Annotated in this window: 20 protein-coding genes; 11 read left to right on the forward strand and 9 right to left on the reverse strand. The window is 50.9% G+C overall.

Features of this window, described 5'->3' with window-relative positions; genetic code table 11:
• Nucleotides 1-80: 80 nt before the first annotated feature.
• Nucleotides 81-656, reverse strand: a complete 576-nt coding sequence (locus J2Y43_RS19960) for a DapH/DapD/GlmU-related protein (protein WP_309986225.1) — start codon at nt 654-656, stop codon at nt 81-83.
• A 120-nt stretch (nt 657-776) separates the two neighbouring features.
• Nucleotides 777-1655 carry a helix-turn-helix domain-containing protein gene (locus J2Y43_RS19965; protein ID WP_309986227.1) on the reverse strand — a complete coding sequence of 293 codons (879 nt, stop codon included), beginning with the start codon at nt 1653-1655 and terminating at the stop codon, nt 777-779.
• Between the two features lie 280 nt (nt 1656-1935).
• On the opposite strand from J2Y43_RS19965, the gene J2Y43_RS19970 reads away from it, so the two are divergent.
• Nucleotides 1936-2763 (forward strand): hypothetical protein, encoded by an 828-nt coding sequence (locus J2Y43_RS19970; RefSeq protein ID WP_309986229.1) that lies wholly within the window; start codon nt 1936-1938, stop codon nt 2761-2763.
• Nucleotides 2764-2885: 122 nt separating this feature from the next.
• Complete coding sequence (locus J2Y43_RS19975; RefSeq protein WP_309986232.1) at nt 2886-3701, forward strand: universal stress protein; 816 nt, start codon at nt 2886-2888, stop codon at nt 3699-3701.
• Nucleotides 3702-3718: 17 nt separating this feature from the next.
• On the opposite strand, the gene J2Y43_RS19980 is transcribed toward J2Y43_RS19975, so the two are convergent.
• From J2Y43_RS19980 to J2Y43_RS19995, 4 genes are all read right to left on the reverse strand, one after another.
• Nucleotides 3719-4870, reverse strand: a complete 1152-nt coding sequence (locus J2Y43_RS19980) for a hypothetical protein (protein WP_309986234.1) — start codon at nt 4868-4870, stop codon at nt 3719-3721.
• A complete protein-coding gene (locus J2Y43_RS19985) occupies nt 4845-5351 on the reverse strand; it encodes a hypothetical protein (protein ID WP_309986236.1) in 507 nt (168 codons plus the stop codon). The genes J2Y43_RS19980 and J2Y43_RS19985 overlap by 26 nt, the downstream gene beginning before the upstream one ends.
• Before the next feature lie 385 nt (nt 5352-5736).
• On the reverse strand, nt 5737-7968 hold the full coding sequence (locus J2Y43_RS19990) for a hypothetical protein (protein ID WP_309986238.1): 2232 nt from the start codon (nt 7966-7968) through the stop codon (nt 5737-5739).
• 62 nt (nt 7969-8030) lie between these two features.
• A complete protein-coding gene (locus tag J2Y43_RS19995; protein ID WP_309986240.1) occupies nt 8031-8255 on the reverse strand; it encodes a protease inhibitor Kazal-type in 225 nt (74 codons plus the stop codon).
• A gap of 162 nt (nt 8256-8417) precedes the next feature.
• On the opposite strand from J2Y43_RS19995, the gene J2Y43_RS20000 reads away from it, so the two are divergent.
• Both J2Y43_RS20000 and J2Y43_RS20005 read left to right on the forward strand, forming a co-directional pair.
• The gene (locus tag J2Y43_RS20000) at nt 8418-8651 is read left to right on the forward strand and encodes a hypothetical protein (protein ID WP_309986243.1); all 234 of its coding nucleotides are present in this window, start codon (nt 8418-8420) and stop codon (nt 8649-8651) included.
• Between the two features lie 289 nt (nt 8652-8940).
• Entirely contained in the window at nt 8941-9240 is a 300-nt protein-coding gene (locus J2Y43_RS20005) for a hypothetical protein (RefSeq protein ID WP_223407207.1), read from the forward strand.
• Between the two features lie 34 nt (nt 9241-9274).
• Here J2Y43_RS20005 and J2Y43_RS20010 read toward each other — a convergent pair whose 3' ends face one another.
• Nucleotides 9275-9904, reverse strand: coding sequence for a hypothetical protein (locus tag J2Y43_RS20010; RefSeq protein ID WP_309986246.1), 630 nt, complete (start codon nt 9902-9904; stop codon nt 9275-9277).
• 81 nt (nt 9905-9985) lie between these two features.
• On the opposite strand from J2Y43_RS20010, the gene J2Y43_RS20015 reads away from it, so the two are divergent.
• The 5 genes from J2Y43_RS20015 to J2Y43_RS20035 all read left to right on the forward strand — a co-directional run bounded on the left by J2Y43_RS20015 (nt 9986) and on the right by J2Y43_RS20035 (nt 16306).
• Complete coding sequence (locus tag J2Y43_RS20015) at nt 9986-11401, forward strand: PLP-dependent aminotransferase family protein (protein WP_309986248.1); 1416 nt, start codon at nt 9986-9988, stop codon at nt 11399-11401.
• Between the two features lie 99 nt (nt 11402-11500).
• Entirely contained in the window at nt 11501-12391 is an 891-nt protein-coding gene (locus J2Y43_RS20020) for an EamA family transporter (protein ID WP_309986251.1), read from the forward strand.
• A gap of 34 nt (nt 12392-12425) precedes the next feature.
• On the forward strand, nt 12426-13376 hold the full coding sequence (locus J2Y43_RS20025) for a ketopantoate reductase C-terminal domain-containing protein (RefSeq protein ID WP_309986254.1): 951 nt from the start codon (nt 12426-12428) through the stop codon (nt 13374-13376).
• A 189-nt stretch (nt 13377-13565) separates the two neighbouring features.
• The gene (locus J2Y43_RS20030) at nt 13566-14021 is read left to right on the forward strand and encodes a (2Fe-2S)-binding protein (RefSeq protein WP_223407197.1); all 456 of its coding nucleotides are present in this window, start codon (nt 13566-13568) and stop codon (nt 14019-14021) included.
• Nucleotides 14022-14053: 32 nt separating this feature from the next.
• Nucleotides 14054-16306 carry a molybdopterin cofactor-binding domain-containing protein gene (locus tag J2Y43_RS20035; protein ID WP_309986259.1) on the forward strand — a complete coding sequence of 751 codons (2253 nt, stop codon included), beginning with the start codon at nt 14054-14056 and terminating at the stop codon, nt 16304-16306.
• A 44-nt stretch (nt 16307-16350) separates the two neighbouring features.
• On the opposite strand, the gene J2Y43_RS20040 is transcribed toward J2Y43_RS20035, so the two are convergent.
• Together J2Y43_RS20040 and J2Y43_RS20045 are read right to left on the reverse strand one after the other, a co-directional pair.
• Complete coding sequence (locus tag J2Y43_RS20040; protein WP_309986261.1) at nt 16351-17082, reverse strand: LytTR family DNA-binding domain-containing protein; 732 nt, start codon at nt 17080-17082, stop codon at nt 16351-16353.
• Nucleotides 17082-18128 (reverse strand): histidine kinase, encoded by a 1047-nt coding sequence (locus tag J2Y43_RS20045; protein ID WP_309986263.1) that lies wholly within the window; start codon nt 18126-18128, stop codon nt 17082-17084. The genes J2Y43_RS20040 and J2Y43_RS20045 overlap by 1 nt, the downstream gene beginning before the upstream one ends.
• Nucleotides 18129-18397: 269 nt before the next feature.
• Between J2Y43_RS20045 and J2Y43_RS20050 the strand changes: the two genes are divergently transcribed.
• Nucleotides 18398-19072, forward strand: coding sequence for a hypothetical protein (locus tag J2Y43_RS20050; protein WP_309986265.1), 675 nt, complete (start codon nt 18398-18400; stop codon nt 19070-19072).
• 92 nt (nt 19073-19164) lie between these two features.
• Nucleotides 19165-19752 carry a DUF308 domain-containing protein gene (locus J2Y43_RS20055; protein ID WP_309986268.1) on the forward strand — a complete coding sequence of 196 codons (588 nt, stop codon included), beginning with the start codon at nt 19165-19167 and terminating at the stop codon, nt 19750-19752.
• The last annotated feature ends 5 nt before the right edge of the window (nt 19753-19757 follow it).

Here is a 19757-nt window from a genome sequence, read left to right on the forward strand (position 1 = left end):
CGGGGATGTAGCGTCGTTCAGGCGCTGGCTAGTCGGAAACGGAGTGAAAGATATCAGTGAGGTTTCCTGATACCCCTGCCTCAGGAGGCTACATTGTCTCTGATAACCTTCGCCGGAATGCCTGCTACCACACTGTTCGGTGGCACATCACGACTTACCACGGCACCGGCAGCCACCACCGCATTTTCTCCTACGGTAACACCTGGCAAAATGGTCGCTCCTGCACCGATCCAGGCATTTCGCTTGATATGCACAGGTTTGGGGATCAATGCCGTGCGGTCGGATGGGGGGAGCGGGTGGTTTTCCGAAGTAATGTTCACGCGCGGGCCGATCAGTACATCGTCCTCAATGATAATGCCGCCGATGTCCAGAAACGAGCACGCGTGGTTGATGAACACGTTTTTACCCAAAGTCGTGAATTGCCCGAAGTTGGTATAAAACGGCGGGAATATGGTGGTCGACTCGTCGATACGGGTGCCGATGATCTCGCTAAGCCGCTCACGCACCTGGTCCGTATCGGTTGCCTGCGCATTCATTTGCGTGCAGAGCCGTATTGTTCTGGCCACTATTTGTCCAAACTCGTCATATCCCGGATCGTCCTTGCGGATTACCTCGCCTGCGCGCATACGATCGAAAATATTTGTGTTGCTTTCCATTGTCTGGTGTTTCATATCCGCGATTGCTTTGTCATAAATTCTCTTGCTGATAATCTACGACAAAGTTAGGCGGGCGAGCACCCTACACATTAAAGACAATCAAACCGATCATTAAGAATTTCAAACGGCTTCCATTCTCAGTGCTCTTGGATTTGTACCGGTCAGGCGTTTGAAAAAGTTATTGAAATAGGTGGGATATTCGAAACCCAGCGCGTAGGCAATCTCGGAGATGTTCCAGTCGGTATGCTGCAAAAGCGCCTTTGCTTCCGTCACAATCCGTTCGGTAATGTGGGTTGTGGTGGGCTTGCCGGTGACCTGCTTTACCGCGCGGTTGAGGTAGTTGACGTGCATGTTCAGGTTGGAGGCATAGTCCTGCGCAGTCTTCAATTGCAGCGGTCGGTCGGCACTTTCGATCGGGAACTGCCTTTCGAGCAATTCCAGAAATACCGAAGTGATACGTCCCGCCGCATTCCTTTGCTGATGGAAGTTTTCGGACGGTTGGAGTTTCAGGGCCTCGTGAATGATCAGGTTAATGTAGTTGCGCATCAGGTCGTCCTTGAATGAGTAGTCGGCTTTTTGCTCTTCTATCATTCTCTTAAATAGGGTGTTAAGGAACTCCCGCTGCTGCTCGGAAATGTGCAGGATGGGTGTGCCGCCGATTTTGAACAGGGGCGACTGTTGAAGACTTTCCGTGCGTTCAGCTGCATTCAGGAATTCCTCGGAAAACAGGCAGGTGTAACCTACATAGCTCGTTGAAAGTGTTTCCCATGAATAGGGGATATGCGGGTTCCCGAAAAAAAGCACGGTGCCGTCAGTTTCGAAGCTCCTGTCGGAATAATGTATTTTGCTTTTTCCGGTGGTCAGGCAGATCTTGTAAAAATCCTTGCGGCTGTACACGCGTGTGGCGTTGCCATCTTCCTCAATCTGAAAGACATTAAATCCTTTTAGCTTCAACTCGTTGTTGAACTCGGATAACCTGCGGTGCTTGATGTTTTCCATATCAGAAAATTAAGAATTGCATGACAAACGGGCCCGGCATTACAAAAATAGTAAACCGTTCAGCAAACTATACCGGCGAAGCTGCCGCAGCGGCGGTTTGGTTTGAAATTCTTAACAGATCGTTTGAAAATCTTTATTTGCCCCCGGGCGCCAGTAGGATCTTGTAAAAAGGTGCGCTTTGAGCGAACTATTCGAGCAGTTACATAGTTGGCTTTTTAGTGCCTGGCAGCCAGAAAGCCCAAAGCTGCTCAGCCTTTTTTTAAAGACCCGATTTTATCAGATGATTAGATTTTTTCTTGCGAGCGTCCTGCTTGCATGCAGCAGCATGGTATATGCGCAGTATTCCCCTGTGAGTTCTCACAATCAAAAAGGTAAGGTTTTTGCTTATTGGGGCTGGAACAGAGCTTCTTACACGCAGTCCAATATTCATTTCAAAGGTCAGGAATATGACTTTACGTTAAAAAGCGTCGTAGCCAAAGACCGCCCGACGCATTTTACCGCACGGTATTTCAATCCCTCCAAGATGACAATACCGCAGTACAACTTCCGGATCGGCTATTTTATCTCACCCGAATTCAGTCTTTCCTTTGGTTTCGATCACATGAAATACGTGATGAAGCAGGACCAGACCGTGAACATTACCGGGCACATTTCGGGCTCAGGTACCGAGTACGACCGGGCTTATCAGAACGAGCCCATCAAGCTCACCGGCGATTTCCTCAAATTCGAGCACACCAACGGGCTTAATTACCTCAATATCGAGCTTCGCAGGATGCATAACTTGCTGGATGAGCGGAAACTGAGGATTAAGAACATCGAGCTCAACATCTTCGAAGGGGCGGGCGTGGGTATTCTTTATCCTAAAACAGATGTGACGCTGCTGAATTTCGACGAGAACGACCAGTGGCATATAGCCGGGTACGGTATGAACCTCGTGGGGGGATTAAATGTGACGTTTTTTAAACACTTCTTTATCCAGGCAGAAATGAAAGGCGGCTATATCAACATGCCCGATATCCTGACGACCAATTTCCCGCAGGACCACGCGAGCCAGCATTTCTTCTTTTTCCAGGGTAATACCAACCTCGGTGTGATATTTAAATTGTAGGGCCTGCGCAAGATCATATTTCGTGCTGCCCGGAGTCATCGCGGCAGGGTCCATTGGAAAGTAATTTCGATATTTGGATTGCCAATAACCCGACCTGCCCACGCCAGGGCAGCCATTGACTTATGACAAGTACCAGTATCCCATTCCGCATTCTGATTCCCTGTGATTACTCCGAATCCTGCCGGCAGGCGCTGGACGCCTGCGCAACGTTCGATTGGAAAATGCCTATTGAAGTCTTTGTCCTGACCGTACAAGATCCTTCACGACCTGATAGCGATGGGCAAGACGTCGAGAAGCAGCTCACCGGATGGCTTGCTGCATTTCCGGCCGGGACTTCAATCCAACGGCTAAATGCAAGTGGCCGGTTCGTAAATGTGGTGCTTGAAGCGCTCACGGCTCATGACATAGAACTGGTTATCGTGGGCACGAGAGGTTCCAGGGGATGGGATGGCGTTTTTGTGGGATCGCATGCCGAGAAAATCGTTCGTATTTCCCCTGTTCCGGTACTGGCCATTCAGCAGCAGCCGCGGCTAGCGGGAATACGCGACATCGTTGTTCCCATCGATCTCGATCATGATCCCGGCGCGCTGAGCGCATGTCTGACGAAAATGCGGACATTGTTCAGCGGACGGTTTCATTTTTTAGTGGTAGAAACAAATCCTGCTCAGAACGAAGAAGCGGCTATCGGGTTGCTCTCGGAATACAGCCGGAAACTAGGCGTCAGTCACTACGAAAATGCCATTGTGGTTGCAGGTGAGGTCGCCGAGGGAATACTCAAATACGCCGCGCAGATCGGCGCGGGTATGATCGCGATCGGAACGATGGGTAATCCTGGCCCCGGACACATGTTCCGGCCGAGCGTCGCCGCGGATGTGGTCAATCATGCCAGAATACCGGTTTTTACATGCCCGCTCCGGGAGGTGTCAATGCCTCAATAGGCGTTGACACCTCGCTTTTAAAGGTTACGATCAAAATGCCCACCGCTCCCATTATGCCGGGAACTACGCATTGCGCGTAGCAACTCGAAGCGAAAATCAAGGATAAATACACAAATCACAACCGCCCACAGCGCCACGCTGAAATACAGAAAGCGTACGATTTCGTCCCTCGGGATAAAAATTACGTCGGCGGGTACCAGCGTCCATATCTGAGTGGCCCGCGCAATCAATGCGATCACTATCCAACCGCCGACTATGTAGAATAGGGGTGTCCGCCTTCGGATCGAGTCAGATACGAACGTGTATACACGTGAGTAATCGACAAATGCAAGGTATACGATAGCATTGCAAACAAAGCTAATGTTGAGTACCATGGTATTGATAAGATGAAAAATACAGGCCGCCAACAACCAAACCTTCCACGATAAACGTGACCGGACCAGGAAGAATATAGGGCTTAATTCAAATGTGACGGCAATGAAGTCGAATATTTTATAAGCCCAGAACGGTAATGTATTGATAACTGCCGATGCCAGCAGGTTCTGTCGCCGGACACCGTAAAAGCAATCATAAAGCCACCTGACCGTTCCGCTTTTATTCATATCGAAGTTCGACCACCAGAATCCTTTTTCGAGACCGGCCGAAAAAAAACCGAAGCAAACAAAAATGGCCAGCAGTGAAAGAGCCTGTTCATTGCGAATTTTTTTTGGGGTTCTATCAGGTATTAACGCAAGTTTTGTTCCCCATTCCGAAAATGAGAAACATGCCAGTGTTGCATACACAAGTATGCTATGATCTATTTTGCTGAATGAGAACTGGAAATTGGTCGCAAATATTCCCAGGAATATAAATGCGAACCCCGCGATACGAGCATATATGCCAAATGTAATTGCAATGCCGCAGGCAACCAATATGAAATCAATGGCGAGCAGCAGGACTTTGTCCGGGAAATCGTCGAAAAGGTTTGCAATACTCAGGATCGGCGGATCGAAGTAGAATTGCGGCATATTGCTCAGCCAACCATAATTCGGTCCCCAAGCGATTAGCAGGAATAACCCGAAAATAATCCTGAAAACGCAGATCGACTCGGCACTTTGGCGGGTAGACGCGACCACACGCGTCCAAAAAGCGGCATTAATCCGCTCAATGTAATTGGATACGTCTTTCATCTGTAACGTCTTTGCTAAGAAGTTCTCGGGTGTCAGTGGCAATTGTTTCGGTATAGGTTACAATCCGAATGGTAGAATCCTGCATTTGATGCGAAGCAAGACGTTTTCGTAGCCAATCTGTTAGCTCCTGCTTATCCTTTGGCCTGTCCTTTTTTTTGAGGCCCAGGAACTTGTACACGCGTTTGGCACGGTGCGATTGCGCAAGTGAATCAAAACCAAAATTGGTTGCCGCCAGAAAAGGGAAATACTGTACCGGAATAGGTTTCATAAACGATACCGGATCGATTTCTTGCCACTGGCCTTGCCGATTGGCAGCATACACAACTTTGTAGGATACGCTAATCTTTTGATCCTGTTGCCGGTAAGATCCTCCTCCGTAGGGCAGGATAATGGCAGGATAGGGTTCGGTTCCCAGTATGGTAAGACATAAGGGAACTACCAGCAAAAAAAGCAGGAGAATTGTTCCTTTGACAGAGATCATGTTGAGTCATTTGTTTTGATTGAGGGTTTGCAAGCAAACTGTCGGGGTAATTAAGAAATATTAAATTAACCAATTCTCAGCAATGATATTAGATTGATTTATTTTAGAACTTGTCTGGAATTTTATTCAAAGACAACAATCCCGCAGGAAACGTTGCGGCGTTAAGTGATTCATTGTTCGATGCATAGCAAAGAACTCAAAACGCAATTAAGTTTGCGTTAGGAATATGGATGGGAAATTTGGGGGTGCTTATTTTATTAGCCGAAATCTATTTGTAAAGCGCTTATCGGGCTGGCTTTTACAAATTAAAATTAGAAATAAATGGGAGATTACAGTGTAGTTCCTTTTTTTATGTGGAGGCGATGTGCCGGCTTCCCGCAGAAAATCATTTTTCCTTACCGTCATCTTGCACGGTAAACCCGAATGTGGCAGCCGCCAGCTTGCCGGTTCCGTCGAGCCCCTCGATGTTGCCGATAAATGTTCCGGTGATGTCCGAACAATAAAATTCCAGCGTGGCTTCTCCCTTTTCATCGGTAACGACAGCCGGGTTCCAAAGCAGCGTATTTCGTTGATCGTCGACCGCGTCAAGAGGAGCATTCTGATAATCGGGCTGGTAAAACTGCTTTTTCACCTGGTATCCCGTCGCGCGGGTGAGGTTGAATTTGGCTAAAAGTTCTTCTTCCGTATAAACAGGATATTTATAGGGCTCTTTCACGACGTCCTCAGACTTGAAGGGCCCGTGCTGCGATGGCCTGCCGTCCCTGAACTTCGAATAGCTAACTCCTTCGACGGGCTTCTTGCCGCTGCCGCATGACAAGCAGTTGAGCCAGTTGCAGGCGCCTACAAAATCGGTATTCCAGCTGAACCTGGCCAGACTATCCAGGCCCTGTATGTACTGGTCCGTATAGGTTTTTCCTTTGCCGGTTACGACAAACTCATCCAGCACAATGCTTCGGGACAATGCCGAACGGTAGGCCGTTTCCGGCGGAAAGGGAGTGAAAAATGGCTCGACGACACGCTTGGCAGCCAGCAGGTCGCGGATTTTAGCAAACGGATCATCCAGCCATATTTTGGCCTTTGCAATCTGCTGCTGATCCCCCAGGGATTTGAGGTACATCCTGCCCAGTAGCATATTGTCGATACTCAATGCAAAGCTCCCGTCCGGCCTGATGGGAATGGGGTTCTGAATGCCGGATCCGTCGGGCGCGAAAGCGAGCAGCATCGGAGGGAAGTCCCGGTGACCGCTCAGGTGGCCCGCCATTCGGTTGGAGAGTACCACCTGGCCGGGGACAATGGTGCCGTTTTCGGCCCAGACGTACGGCCGCCAGCCTTGCGTGAGCAGCAGCAGGTCCAGGGCTTGCTCGCGATCTGCATTGTTTGGGTTAAAATAATAGTCGGGGTCGGCAATCGGGCCGCGGATTTGGGAATGTAAATGTGTGTAGGAGACGATGCTCAGCCGGTCGGCGGGACTTTGGTAGAAGCTATCATAAACACTCGCTCCCAAATGGGCTACCACAGGCATACCTTCCGCGTCGGTCACCTTGACGTGCACTTTGACCCGCTCGCGGGGGCGGAATGCGGCCTGCGAGAGCGTAGCGCGCACGACGAGGTTTTGGCCTGCATGCGCGAAAATGAGCCTTTCCGCGAGTGGCCGCAGCTTTTCGTCGTAAACGGTAACCTGGGCAATCCCGTGAGGAAGTTTGGCGGCAGGCAGGTTGAACCGCAGACTGTCACCGGTCATTTTTCCCTGGAACAAGGCACAAACTATCCCCCTTGCCTGGGCCGCGACGAAAATCTGGCCTAACGGGCTATCGGAGGTTTTCGTCAGCAGGAAAGAAAATTGGGCTTTTGACTGACCCGCAAGGTGCAATACAATGCCTGCCGGCAGCGCATCGGGGAGCTTGTATTCCGCGCGGGATTGGGCTGATCGCACCGTATACTTCGCCGATTGTTGAGGGACAAATTGAAACTTCCCCGTTCCCAGCCGGTTGCTCGATACATTCATGATTGGCTGGCCATTTTCTAAGAGCACCGCATTGATTTGTACCGGCCGACCGCCGGGTTTCCAGGCTTTCCATGCGACGAGGTTGGCCACTCCGCCAACCAGATTTCCGCCCTCCGGAAAAAAATCGATAAATATGGAGTCCGAGGCTGCGACCCGGGGTGTTGCAGGAGCGTTATCAGCAATTTTTAACCGCCTGAATGCTTTGAACTCACTCGTATCCTTTAAGATGGAATGGGGTGTAAATGCGGCTAGCAAGTACTCCACGCCGGGTATGGTATTTCTGGTGGAAAGCTGGCCGCTCGCAAAGCCGTTATCGATCAGGATTTTTTCTTCGGATACGATGCGTGAGCTGTCGGCACTCCGTAGCTGGATAAACAGCGTCGTGTCCAGGGCAATGGGTACCAGCGATTGCGCATCCATTATATACGCCTTAAACCAAATATCCTCTCCGCGCTGAAAGACTCCCTTGCTGGTTTGGAGGTAAACAAGTGTTTTGGGCCTGGTACTTGCGGTTTTGTTGATGTCCTGAACGATCTGGTCGGGTGACGGTGCCTGGCCTTTGGCAGCGCAAAAGCCGAGGCAGCCAAAAAGGATAAAAAGCAGTTTTTGCATGGCTAAGTAGTTGATCGAAGCAAAATAGCAACAACTGCCATACTTTGCCAAAATGGGAAGCGTCACTTCTTGTTGCCGCATGCTCCCTGCGTGTAATGGGTAATTCCGTAGGCGCGGGCCTCGCAGTCGTTGGCATAGGTTTTTCCGTTACAACCACAAACGGGCGCCAAAATGTAGTAGCAGCCAGACGAATCCCGTGCCCGCTCCACGCAATCCGGGTCGGGGCCGTTCGATTTTTTGCAGGTAATCAGCGATAAGGTTAAAAGGAAACCAAGCACAGTTCTCATAGCTTCAAGCTTTTAAATGCCATTAAAACAACACGCCGCAGCGTTGTCCAAGACCCATCTCCGGGACGCATGGTTGCAAGGAATTGCAACATCGAATGATTATTGAAACTATCCTGTTGTTGTATATTATGCCCCTTTGGATAATTCTAACTAATTTTGGGCATGAATGAAACGATTATGCTTCCCGTCGAATATCTGGGAGCTTCCCATGAACTGCCACTGACCATCGTGCCGCTCGGCTATACTTATCAGCTCCATATTGAAGTCGAAGGCAAGACGCTGATTTTCGAAAAGGACGACCAGGGCGAATACCGTGTGATTGATACGGCCAACAATAGCGGCGCCGTCAGCAAGGGCTTTGTGGCGGCAATTGTTGCTACGTTGCAGGCGCTTTAACGGAGGGTCCTTTGGAGCGTTTGAGAAAGATGCTCCGGAAAGGCGACAAAATCGTCGTCAACGCACGCAATGACTTACGACAGGGAATTGAACTGGTAGTAAATTGATTGATTTTAATAGTATCAAAAATAAGATAAAAATAATATCAAAACATAGTGCATTTCTCAAAGCGTGATGTTATTTTTGCTGTACATCATCAGCAGCAAACTTTGATCATTATGAGAAAGCTATCAGAAGAGAATGCCCGGAAATCGTTTCAGGAAGTAGCGGGCAGAAGGGAGGTGGTACTATGAGAGCCAGATTCGAGCAGCGCTATGTGGCAAAGGCGCCCAATCCCGACCAGCTTACCACGCCCTACACGCCCGAGTTCTTCAAGGAGCACGGCGCTATACTCTACCAATTTGTGCCAACCATCAGGGGCAACGAACTGCTGCCGGGCGAGGTAAGGTATGGTTACAAATTTTACCTGCTGGACGATCCCGGCAAGGAAGGCGTGTTTTATCTTTCTTCCCACAAGGACATCGAGACGTTAAAATCACGTTCCAAATTCCTGTCGAGGGTACAAAGAGAGATTATGAAGATTTCGTGATCTGATTCGAATTCAGCTCTGGTTTTTTGTGGCGCTATTTAATTCTCTTGCCAATCGACAGAGATATGTTGGTTAACACATCTCCATTTGTATCTACCTGGAATCCTGTGGATAATCCTGCAAATATCGATTTAAAGATGCTTTGTTGGTAAAACATTTCCGGCCCCACTCCAACGGCATAGGTGCGTTGGGGGCTGGTATGGAGGATAAAAGTTGCAGGGTATGGGCCTATTTTTTGAGGATCATAGGTAATGGCGAGGTAGTCGAAATAGGAGGAAGACTGGTACCGCAATATCCCGCTGACCTTGACACCCAACTCGCTTTTGGTTGTCCGCAGAATGCTCCACCCGACGCCGCCGGTGATTTGGATGGCACCCGACGTGTATCGGTAAGAGTGATCCAATACGGTGCCGTCGTCCCGGGTTGTCATGCTTAAAACTTTTCCGTCGTGGATATCGGCTCCAACAGCGGAAAACCAAAATAGTTTTTTTCTGAAATATTGCCCGTACGTTACCCGTTGAGACACGCCTATCATGTCGCCGGTGCCATGGGTGCTCCGTCCGCCCGTTAAGCTTATAAACTTACTGTTGAGTGCCGGGTTAGCAGTCTGCGCGGCAGCCTCGATGCAAACCGAGCATATAAGTATGCTGATGAATGTTTTCATGGTGTAAATTTTTATCCCAAGTGAAATTAGAGGGTACAGCTTTAATTCCGATACCTTTGTAGGGTACAGGCTGGGCTAAATATGCGAAAAGAAATCCTTTATCGGAAAATTGCAAAGATTATTGAGGATCAGATCCTGTCCGAAACGCTGAGAATCGGGGATAAACTGCCTTCGATCCGATCTATTCAGCAGATTTACGGGGTAAGTTTAAATACGGCGATTCAGGCATTTGCGGAACTGGAAAGCAAATCGCTGGTCGAATCGCGGCCGAAGTCGGGTTACTTCGTGAGCAAAACGTCGCAGAGAAAGCTCGCGCTTCCGTCGGTGAGCAAGCTCATTTCACCCGAAAAGGGGAAAAACTCAGAGGATTTGATCAGCAGCGTTTTTGATATATTGAGAGATAAGAGCATCAGGCAGTTTTCCCTGGGGATTCCGGATAACAAACTGCTGCCGATTGCCAAGCTCAACAAAGGCATCATCAAGGCAATGCGGCAACTCGAAGGCAGCGGAATGGATTTCGAGCCTGCGCAGGGAAGCACGGGTTTGAGAAGGAACATTGCCAAGTGGTCGCTGATCTTCGACGGAAGCCTCACTGAGGATGATATTGTCACGACGACGGGAACCACCAACGCCATTTACCAATGCCTGTTGGCAACCACCAAGCCCGGAGATACGATTGCTACGGAAAGCCCGGTGTACTTTGGAATCCTGCAACTTGCGAAGTCGATGGGCCTGCATGTGATAGAGCTACCAACGCACCCGCTTACGGGCATCGAGATCGATGCATTGAAAAAGGTCGTCCATAAAATAGATGTATGCTGTTTTACGGCCAATTTCAATAATCCTTTGGGTAGCCTTGTGCCGGATGAGAATAAGAAAGAGTTGGTGAAACTTCTCACACATCACCACATTCCGCTGATCGACGACGATCTGTTCGGAAACCTGTTTTTCAGCGGCACGCGGCCGAAACCTTTCAAAGTGTTCGACGAGGAGGGGATTGTTATGTGGTGTGGCGGCGTCTCCAAGACAGTCGCACCCGGTTACAGGGTCGGCTGGATCGCGCCCGGGCAGTTTAAGGACAAGATTATCCGCCAGAAACTGGTGCAAACCGTCACGCTTCCTTCGTTGTTTCAGGAGGTGATAGCCGATTTCATGGAACACGGGGGATATGATCACCATTTGAGGACATTGCGGCATACGCTGCACACCAATTGTCTTAAATTTCAGCAGGCCATAGAGGACTACTTTCCCGAAAACACCAAAATATCCCAGCCCCAGGGCGGATTCTTCCTGTGGCTGGAACTGGATAAGCGTTTGGACGCGACCGAGCTCTATCAGACAGCCCTGAGCCAGAAACTGAGCTTCGCGCCGGGAAGCATGTTTTCGCAAAACAGCAACTTCAACAATTGCATGCGCCTGAACTTCGCGCTCCCCTGGGACGACTCATTGGAGAAGGATATCAAACGCCTCGGCAGCATTGTAAAGCAGGCTTTGTAAATCTGTACCCCTAAAAAAACAAAAAACTATATCTATTATCACTCGGTTCTGTTGTGGTAATTTGCATGTAAAGCAGTAAACACTAACAGCAGTTCGATTTTGAAACCCAAGCATCTATTGCTCGCCCTGGTTACGGTCATAGCCTGGGGCGTGAATTTCATCGCCATCCACATTGGTTTGGAAAAATTGCCGCCGATCCTCTTATGCACCGCGCGGTTTGCATTGACGGCCCTGCCGTGGGTTTTCTTCCTGCCAAGGCCCAAAGCGCCATTTAAGCTTATCGTTGGTTATGGCATCTTCACGTTCGCGATCCAGTTCGGACTGCTCTTTGGCGGAATGTACCTCGGGCTTCCGGCAGGACTGTCGTCACTGGTCATTCAGGTGCAGGTGTTTTTCTCGATGGGGCTGGCTGCGTTCATCTTCGGCGATGTGCCGAGCATCTGGAAGGTGTTCGGTGCGCTGATCTCGTTCATCGGTATCGGAATCGTCGCCAGCCACGTGGATGGGAACGCCACATTCATCGGGCTTGCGTTAACCCTGCTGTCCGCACTTTCGTGGGCCACCGGTAATATTTTTTCAAAGAAAATTGCGGCCGAGTCGCCCGTCGCGCTGGTTGCGTGGGGGAGCCTGGTTGCGACGCCCGTCATGATGGCCGTCTCCTATATTTTTGAGGGGCCCGAGCTGATTATGCATTCCATTCGGGGCCTGTCTGCCGAGACGGTTATTGCGGTTCTATATATCGTTTATCTATCCTCGTTCGTAGGTTACGGCATTTGGGGATTCCTGCTCAATACCTATCCGACGGCCGTAGTGACGCCATTCACATTGCTGGTCCCCGTTGTAGGGCTTTTGAGCGCGGCGTTTTTCCTGGGTGAGGAACTGTCGTCGTGGAAGTTGGTAGCGTGTGTCTTCATTATGGCAGGGCTGGTTTTCAATCTCCTCGAAAAGCAGATCCGCGCATTGCTTTCACGTAGAACATCGGTTGGGTAAATCAGGCAATAATCTGACTCAAAATGACTTAGCTATGCAAGTTGAAAAGGGTGTCGACGCGGCGGCGATTGACAAAACTTATATCATCGGCAATGGCGTCATTGCCAAAGCGCTGGCTGTGGCGTTGGCACGCAACGGCCGGAGCGTAACGATTCTCCGCGGCTCGGTAGACAGCCCGGGAACATCCCATGAACTTATTGAGGTCGATACCGGCGGGGAGCTGCTAAGCGCCCGCATCGAGATCGGCTCGATCAGCAACTACGAAACATTGAGCGGGCTAATCGTTTTGACCAATAAGTCATTTGGAAATCAGCAGATTGCTCAGAAGCTTTACCCCAAGGCAAAACATGCACCCATTGTGTTCCTGCAAAATGGGCTGCATGTCGAGAGCTGTTTTTCAGACATGGGCTTTGAGAGGTTGTACCGATGCGTGCTCATGGCAACCAGTCAGGAGGCGGGAGAAAACAAGGTGCGTTTCAGGCTGGTTACCGCCTCGCCGATAGGGATAATCGCCGGTCCCGAAGATATGCTGGCAAGCATCGTAGCGCGGCTGAATACCAACATTTTCTCGTTCAGGCCAGAGCCGGATATACAGTCCTTCATTTGGAAAAAGGTCATTTCCAATTGCGTATTCAACTCAATTTGCCCACTTTTGGAAGTGGACAATGGTGTGTTCCGGCGTAATGCGGCCGTCCTCGACGTAGGAAAGCAGGTGATCCGTGAATGCCTTGCCGTAGCCAGGGAATCCGGGATCGGTTTGACAGAGGATGAAATTGTTCAAAACATACTGAGCATCAGTGAAATGTCCGATGGGCAAAAGATATCAACCTATCAGGATATTTTAAATAAACGGGAAACAGAAATCGATTCCCTTAATCTCGAAATTTCCCGCCTAGCACAACGGTTGGGAAACCTGCCGGTTCCCACCACTTCTTTGCTGGGCGAGCTGATCAAGCTCAAATCGAATATCCGGCAGGCGCATTAACTACCATAGCGCCGTATTTCCGCCCATTTCGTCCAACAGCCGAATTTCTCGACGAACGGCATATGTTTCTCTCAGGATCCGTTCGGGAGGGATTTGGCGCATCTCGTCGAAAATAGCGGTTCAATGTGTCCTTTTTTGCTTCATTTACATTTTATAGGAAAGCTCTCACCAAAAGGAAACATCAATACTGTGGCGACATTCAATCTGAAAATTAACGGAAAATCCAGGACGGTGGACGTGGATCCTGCCACGCCGATGCTCTGGGTATTGCGCGACCACCTGGACCTCCCCGGCACCAAATATGGCTGCGGCATTGCGCAGTGCGGCGCTTGCACAATCCATTTGGAAGGCAATGCGGTCCGCTCGTGCCAGCTGCCGGTATCGGCAGTGGGAAAATCGTCTATCACGACCATCGAAGGTTTATCGGAAAAAGCAGAACACCCGGTGCAGAAAGCCTGGCTCGAACATGACGTGGCCCAATGCGGATACTGCCAGGCCGGACAGATCATGACCGCGGCGGCACTGCTGAAACGCAATCCGAACCCGAGCGACGAGGAAATCGAAGCCCAGATGAGCGGCAATATCTGTCGCTGCGGCACTTATGTGAAAATTAAGGAAGCCGTTAAGTCGGCGGCTAAGAAGTAAATCACCACCCGAACCTGCAAAAGAAATTGACCATGAACAATGATAAAAATGCGTTGAACAGGCGCTCGTTCCTGAAAGCGTCTTTGTTGTCGGGCGGCGGAATGATGCTGACGGTGAGTTTCCTGCCCAGCTTCAAATCGGCCGGCAAGGCCGAAGCGCTCAACCTGCCCGACCATTGGGCCGAGCTTAACGGCTACATTCAGATCACGGCCGATAACCGGATCAAACTCATTTGCCCTAATCCCGAATTTGGCCAGAACGTGATGACCTCGCTACCGATGATCGTGGCCGAAGAGTTGGATGCGGACTGGAAAAATGTGGCGGTTGAAATGGGGCCGCACGACAATGTGAAGCTGGGCCCGCAGTTCTCCGGCGGCAGCAACTCGGTAAGGATGTACTGGAAGCCACTAAGGGAAGCCGGCGCGGCAGCCCGGCAAATGCTTCGAGAGGCGGCTGCGCAAACGTGGAATGTGCCGGTGGGAGAGGTGACCACCAAAGCGGGGGTACTTTCGCATTCCAGCGGAAAAACGGCCCAATATGGTCAGATGGCCGCCAAGGCTGCCACACTACCTGTTCCGAAAGACCTGGCGCTGAAATCGCCGAAGGATTTTACGTTCGTTCGTAAATCCAGGAAGAATGTAGAGGGGCAGAAGGTCGTCACCGGCAAGCCGCTTTTTGGTTTGGACTACCGCATGGAAGGTATGTTGATCGCGATGATCCAGCACCCGCCGGCATTCGGGATGAAACTGAAATCCTTCGACGCTGCGGAAGCGTTAAAAATGCCCGGTATTAAGGACATTTTCAGTCTGAAATTATACGAAGAGGGTTTTGAGCAGGCGGGTTTCGACACGCGCACGTTCAATGATCTGCTGGTGATTGTAGGCAAAAGCACCTGGGAGGTGATGAACGCCCGCAAAAAACTGGTTGCCCAGTGGGAGCCTGCCGGTGAGGTGAAGGATACCATGGCCGGAAGGGACGGAAAAAGGGTAGTGACGGTTCCCGGTGCGTTGGAAAGCTCGCAAAAGCAAATGACGCAGATGGCCGAATATGCCAAAAAGCCAGCCCAGGAGCTCCGCAAAGATGGTGATCCCGAAACTGCTTTTAAAAATGCCGCGCAGGTGATCGAGCGCACGTACACGGCGCCTTTCCTGGCGCACAACTGCATGGAGCCGATGAATTACTTCGCCCATGTTACCGACGATAAAGCGCTCCTCGTGGGGCCGTTGCAATCGCCGGGCTGGATCGAGCCGACAATCAGCAAGCTGCTGAACCTGCCCCCTGAGAAAATCGAAATACAAATGACCCGCATGGGCGGTGGCTTCGGCCGCAGGGCCTACAACCATTATCTTTCGGAAGCCGCCCTGATTTCGAGGAAGGTGAAGGCGCCGGTGAAATTGATTTATACCCGGGAAGACGACATGACCTACGGCATTTACCGGCCCATGTACACGGCCACCTATCGCGCGGCGCTCGACGCCGACAAGAACCTGATCGGATTTCACGTCAAAGGCGGAGGTATTCCCGAGCACCCGATCCATGCAAACCGTTTCCCGGCTGGCGCGGTGGACAATTACCTGGCGGAAGGCTGGCAGATTCCATCGAATATCACTGTCGGCGCTTTCCGCGCACCGCGATCGAATTTCAATGCGGCGGCCGAGCAATCTTTCCTCGACGAAGTAGCCGAAGCCATGGGTAAGGACCCGATTCAGTTCAGGTTAGAGCTTTTGAAAAGAGCTAAGGAGAACCCGGTGGGCAAAAACAATGATTACGATGCCGACCGCTATGCAGGCGTGCTGGAATTGGTACGCGACAAATCGGGGTGGGGTAAGCCCGGCAGCGAAAAGTACAACCGGGGTGTGGCCGCTTATTTCTGTCACAACTCCTACGCCGCGCACATCGTGGACATGGTTACCCGCGACGGCCAGCCTTACGTGGAGCGCGTTTTCAGCGCGATGGATTGCGGAATTGTGGTAAACCCCGACGCGGCCACGAATATGGTGCAAGGCGCCGTGGTAGACGGTATTGGTAATGCATTTTACGGCGCGCTCACACACAAAGACGGTGCCGCCCAACAAACTAACTTCGATAACTACCGGCTTATCCGCCACAACGAGGCCCCGAAGAAGATCGAAGTGCATTTCGTGCAAAACGACATCGACCCGACCGGCCTGGGAGAGCCGCCATTCCCGCCGGTGTTCGGCGCGGTGGCCAATGCATTGTACAAAAACAAAGGCCGCAGGTTCTACAACCAGCCGTTTAAGCCTGAGTTGGAGAAGGTAATGTAGTAGTGAAAACAGAAGCCGTCCGTAGGCCCCTTGCTTACGGGCGGTTAAACAGAGCCCGGATCGGTGGCATTTTGGAGCTGCTTGTCGAGCCTGGCTTTGTAAATCCGGCCGATCGGGATCTCTTCGTTGTTGATCCGGATATAGTTTGCGCTGATCGCCTGAATGTGGTCGAGCGAAATGATGAATGACTTGTGAATGCGGATAAACCGGTCGGGCGGGAGCTTTTCTTCCAAGTAGCTGATCCGTAAATAAGACACGAGCGGTCCCGAGCGCGTGTGGAGCCGCACGTAGTCTTTCAGGCTTTCAATCCAGAGAATATCATCCAGGAACAGTTTCACCATTTCCTTGTCTACTTTGAAATACTGGTATTCCCGCACCGGGTTAACCGCCTGAGGCTGTTCCTGCTGCACGGCCGGATTGGGTGAAAACCGGTAGATTTTACCCACCGATTGCAGAAATCTCTCAAACGAGATCGGCTTGACCAGAAAATCGAGTACATCAAACTCATAGCTTTCCAATGCATACTCCCGGAATGCCGTGGTGAATATCACCTTCGGCCGGTATCCGAGCGGACGCAGCAGGTCGAAGCCGGTGAGCCGGGGCATTTGGATGTCCAGGAAAACGACGTCGACTTGCAGTTGTTGCAGCATTTGCAAGCCCTTGGTAGGGCTGTTGCAAACACCCACCAGTTCAAGGTCGGGTAGCCTGCCGATGTAATCCTGCATCAGGTCGGTAGCCAGCGGCTCGTCGTCAAGCACAAAACATCGGATCGCCATTAGTTGATATTGAATTTTAAAACTGCTAAAAACTGCCCTTCTTCGGGCATTGTTACGAGCTCGTAGCTTTCGGCAAAAAGGATTTCCAGCCGCTTTTTCAAATTGGTGAGCCCCAATCCCGACCGAAACGGGACCGGAGCGTCCGTCTGCACCGAATTTTCAACCGAAAATACCAGCCGCTTATCGTTGAGCGACAGGTTGATCTGTATCCAGCATTGTCCTTCCGTCTGCGCTGCGCCATGTTTAAATGCATTCTCGACAAAGGGCAGCAGGAGCATCGGTGGTACCATCACATGCGTTGTGCCCGCGAGGTAATTGAAATTCATCTGAATATCGAGCCGGTCGCCGTAGCGGATTTGTTCAAGCGAAATATAATCTTTTAAATAGGCAATTTCTTTCGACAGCGGCACTTTGTCGCGGCGGCTTTCGTGCAATTGATAGCTCAGTAATCCGGCCAGGCGCTGCAACAGGTTCGGCATTTTGTCGGGCTGCTGAATGGAGACGGATGTGAGGTTATTCAGCGTATTAAATAAAAAATGCGGCTGCACCTGGGATTGCAGCAACTGATACTCCGCTGATACCTTTTCGCGCCGGTAAGTTTCGCTCAGCTGTTGCTGCCGGAGCGCATGCCTGATCAGGTCCACCACCACAAAAAGCCCCACTACCAGATGCAGCTGCATGGCTTCGGCCAGGATTTTGGGGGCATACCAGAACGGCTTTTCAAGGGCACCCGGATAGTAGAGCGGATAAATCCATTTGTAATTGATCACGCGACGGAGCGTACCGAATACAAACAAACCGGAAATGAGCGAAATCCAGAATGCGGTCATGCGTCCGTGAAGCAGGAAGCGGCGTACCGTTACCAGCAAATGCCAGTAACCTGCGACGATCAACAAGGGCAACTGCACACTGATCTGGCAGAGGCTTTGCTGGAAATTGTCCAGATAGGCGCCGGTATTGAGCCACTCAAAGAGGAAAAAGCACAGCCAGAAAAGGCATTGTGCCCATAGCTCTTTGGGTAGTTTGATAGAAGAGACGCGGATCATTACTTCGGATTTGGATCTTCGAAACCTAAAAATAAAGATTCAATGGTTTCGACGTCCAATCTTTCGCCCAACGACACGATTTACCTCCTAAACGCATGCCGGACGCAGTTGAGAGCCCGATGTGCTTTCTTCACGTGCTGTTGCGCTGTTCTCCGCGATGTAGGCGCCGGATCGCGTCGTACGTCTAAAATCCGGGTTTGCCAGGAAAATGTTGCGCTTATTCGCTTCCGGAATTCGGTACAAAGTCTAACCAGTTCACTGACAACGCCATGCGTAACTTACTTCTCTCAATTCTGCTTCTCCAATCCCTGCATTTTGGAGCATTTGTACAGGCTCAACCGGCACCTCAGGGTTCTCTGCGCGCAGAGGCCGATTCATCCCGCTCGTATTGGCGGGTACTAACTGACGCCGGATCGCGGAACACGCGCGTGCAGTTTTTCGGCAAAGATCATGCACTGCTGTATCAGGAAGATGTGCCTGAAAAATGGATCAGGCAAAACAAACGAAACCAGCGGCGACTCGACAAACTGCTGGCAGATATTTCAGCTAATCAACTGATTGTAGCGAGGCTGAAAACCGAGGAGCTGCCGGCTGAACCCGTCAGGACGGGCCTGGCCCCGGCAACGGAAATGCACGAGGGTGGCGTAATAAAGACTTCCTATCAGTTTCATGTTACCATCAATTCGGCAGGGAAAGTCCGGCTGGCGGTCAACAACCCCGAAAGTCTGCGGTACAAGATCGAGATAGCCGATTACCGCGACAAGATTGTTTACCAGGAGTTTACGAGCCACGATCAGTACCGGAGGTACTTCGATATTTCTCCGGTGATCGGTGACACTGCCAAGGTAATTCTGACGATTGATGAAAAGCGTTTTGTCTACAATATCCGTAGAGAGCAGCGGGGCAGTGTTTACTCCGTGGATCCTGTCATTGCGAAGCGATAACCAGAAAGTTATCTGCATTTTAACTTAGGTGAAAATTTTACTTCACCGAACCGCGCAATTTTGGAGCAACAAAACATTTAAAGATGAAGATTATGTCAGCTCCAATTCATTCCAGGGTAATTACAGGCGGGCAGTCCAGTGCGACCGTCCGCTCCTTACGCTATCTCTACTTTATTCGCGCGGCCTTTTCGGTCATTTGGGTAACGCTTGTCGTTCTTTTTGCCCGATCATCCGCAGGCATCGCCACTGCCCTGCTGATCGTCTACCCGGCCTGGGACGTGATAGGTACCTTGCTGGATATCCGCGCCAACCGGGGTGGCGGTTCAATGGCACCTCAGTATGTAAACGCTGCAATCAGCGTCATTACCACGATCGCCGTCGGTATTACGCTGCAACGGGGCATTCCCGAAACGTTGGTGGTATTTGGCGTTTGGGCGATCCTCACCGGAGCGATCCAACTTGTGCTCGGGGTACGCCGCCGTAAATCATTGGGCGGGCAATGGCCGATGATTATCAGCGGAGGGCAGTCTGTGGCCGGCGGCATTTCCTTTATCGCGCTCGCATACGATTCCACGATGGGTATCACCAGTCTGGCAGGCTATGCTGCTTTCGGGGCGTTTTACTATTTGCTTTCCGCACTTCGCCTCGCGAAAACGCCCACGCACGTTGCCGCCGAATGAACGGA

The sequence above is a fragment of the Dyadobacter sp. BE31 genome, from assembly GCF_031457695.1.
GTDB lineage: Bacteria > Bacteroidota > Bacteroidia > Cytophagales > Spirosomataceae > Dyadobacter.

Excerpts from the sequence above, each read along its gene's own strand:
- J2Y43_RS20000 (WP_309986243.1), top strand. The coding sequence starts at position 8,418 with ATGAATGAAACGATTATGCTTCCCGTCGAATATCTGGGAGCTTCCCAT.
- J2Y43_RS20040 (WP_309986261.1), bottom strand. The coding sequence starts at position 17,082 with ATGGCGATCCGATGTTTTGTGCTTGACGACGAGCCGCTGGCTACCGAC.
- J2Y43_RS20025 (WP_309986254.1), top strand. The coding sequence starts at position 12,426 with ATGCAAGTTGAAAAGGGTGTCGACGCGGCGGCGATTGACAAAACTTAT.
- J2Y43_RS20055 (WP_309986268.1), top strand. The coding sequence starts at position 19,165 with ATGTCAGCTCCAATTCATTCCAGGGTAATTACAGGCGGGCAGTCCAGT.
- J2Y43_RS19960 (WP_309986225.1), bottom strand. The coding sequence starts at position 656 with ATGGAAAGCAACACAAATATTTTCGATCGTATGCGCGCAGGCGAGGTA.
- J2Y43_RS19985 (WP_309986236.1), bottom strand. The coding sequence starts at position 5,351 with ATGATCTCTGTCAAAGGAACAATTCTCCTGCTTTTTTTGCTGGTAGTT.
- J2Y43_RS19995 (WP_309986240.1), bottom strand. The coding sequence starts at position 8,255 with ATGAGAACTGTGCTTGGTTTCCTTTTAACCTTATCGCTGATTACCTGC.
- J2Y43_RS19975 (WP_309986232.1), top strand. The coding sequence starts at position 2,886 with ATGACAAGTACCAGTATCCCATTCCGCATTCTGATTCCCTGTGATTAC.
- J2Y43_RS20005 (WP_223407207.1), top strand. The coding sequence starts at position 8,941 with ATGAGAGCCAGATTCGAGCAGCGCTATGTGGCAAAGGCGCCCAATCCC.
- J2Y43_RS20035 (WP_309986259.1), top strand. The coding sequence starts at position 14,054 with ATGAACAATGATAAAAATGCGTTGAACAGGCGCTCGTTCCTGAAAGCG.
- J2Y43_RS19965 (WP_309986227.1), bottom strand. The coding sequence starts at position 1,655 with ATGGAAAACATCAAGCACCGCAGGTTATCCGAGTTCAACAACGAGTTG.
- J2Y43_RS20015 (WP_309986248.1), top strand. The coding sequence starts at position 9,986 with ATGCGAAAAGAAATCCTTTATCGGAAAATTGCAAAGATTATTGAGGAT.
- J2Y43_RS20050 (WP_309986265.1), top strand. The coding sequence starts at position 18,398 with ATGCGTAACTTACTTCTCTCAATTCTGCTTCTCCAATCCCTGCATTTT.
- J2Y43_RS20045 (WP_309986263.1), bottom strand. The coding sequence starts at position 18,128 with ATGATCCGCGTCTCTTCTATCAAACTACCCAAAGAGCTATGGGCACAA.
- J2Y43_RS20010 (WP_309986246.1), bottom strand. The coding sequence starts at position 9,904 with ATGAAAACATTCATCAGCATACTTATATGCTCGGTTTGCATCGAGGCT.
- J2Y43_RS19980 (WP_309986234.1), bottom strand. The coding sequence starts at position 4,870 with ATGAAAGACGTATCCAATTACATTGAGCGGATTAATGCCGCTTTTTGG.
- J2Y43_RS19970 (WP_309986229.1), top strand. The coding sequence starts at position 1,936 with ATGATTAGATTTTTTCTTGCGAGCGTCCTGCTTGCATGCAGCAGCATG.
- J2Y43_RS19990 (WP_309986238.1), bottom strand. The coding sequence starts at position 7,968 with ATGCAAAAACTGCTTTTTATCCTTTTTGGCTGCCTCGGCTTTTGCGCT.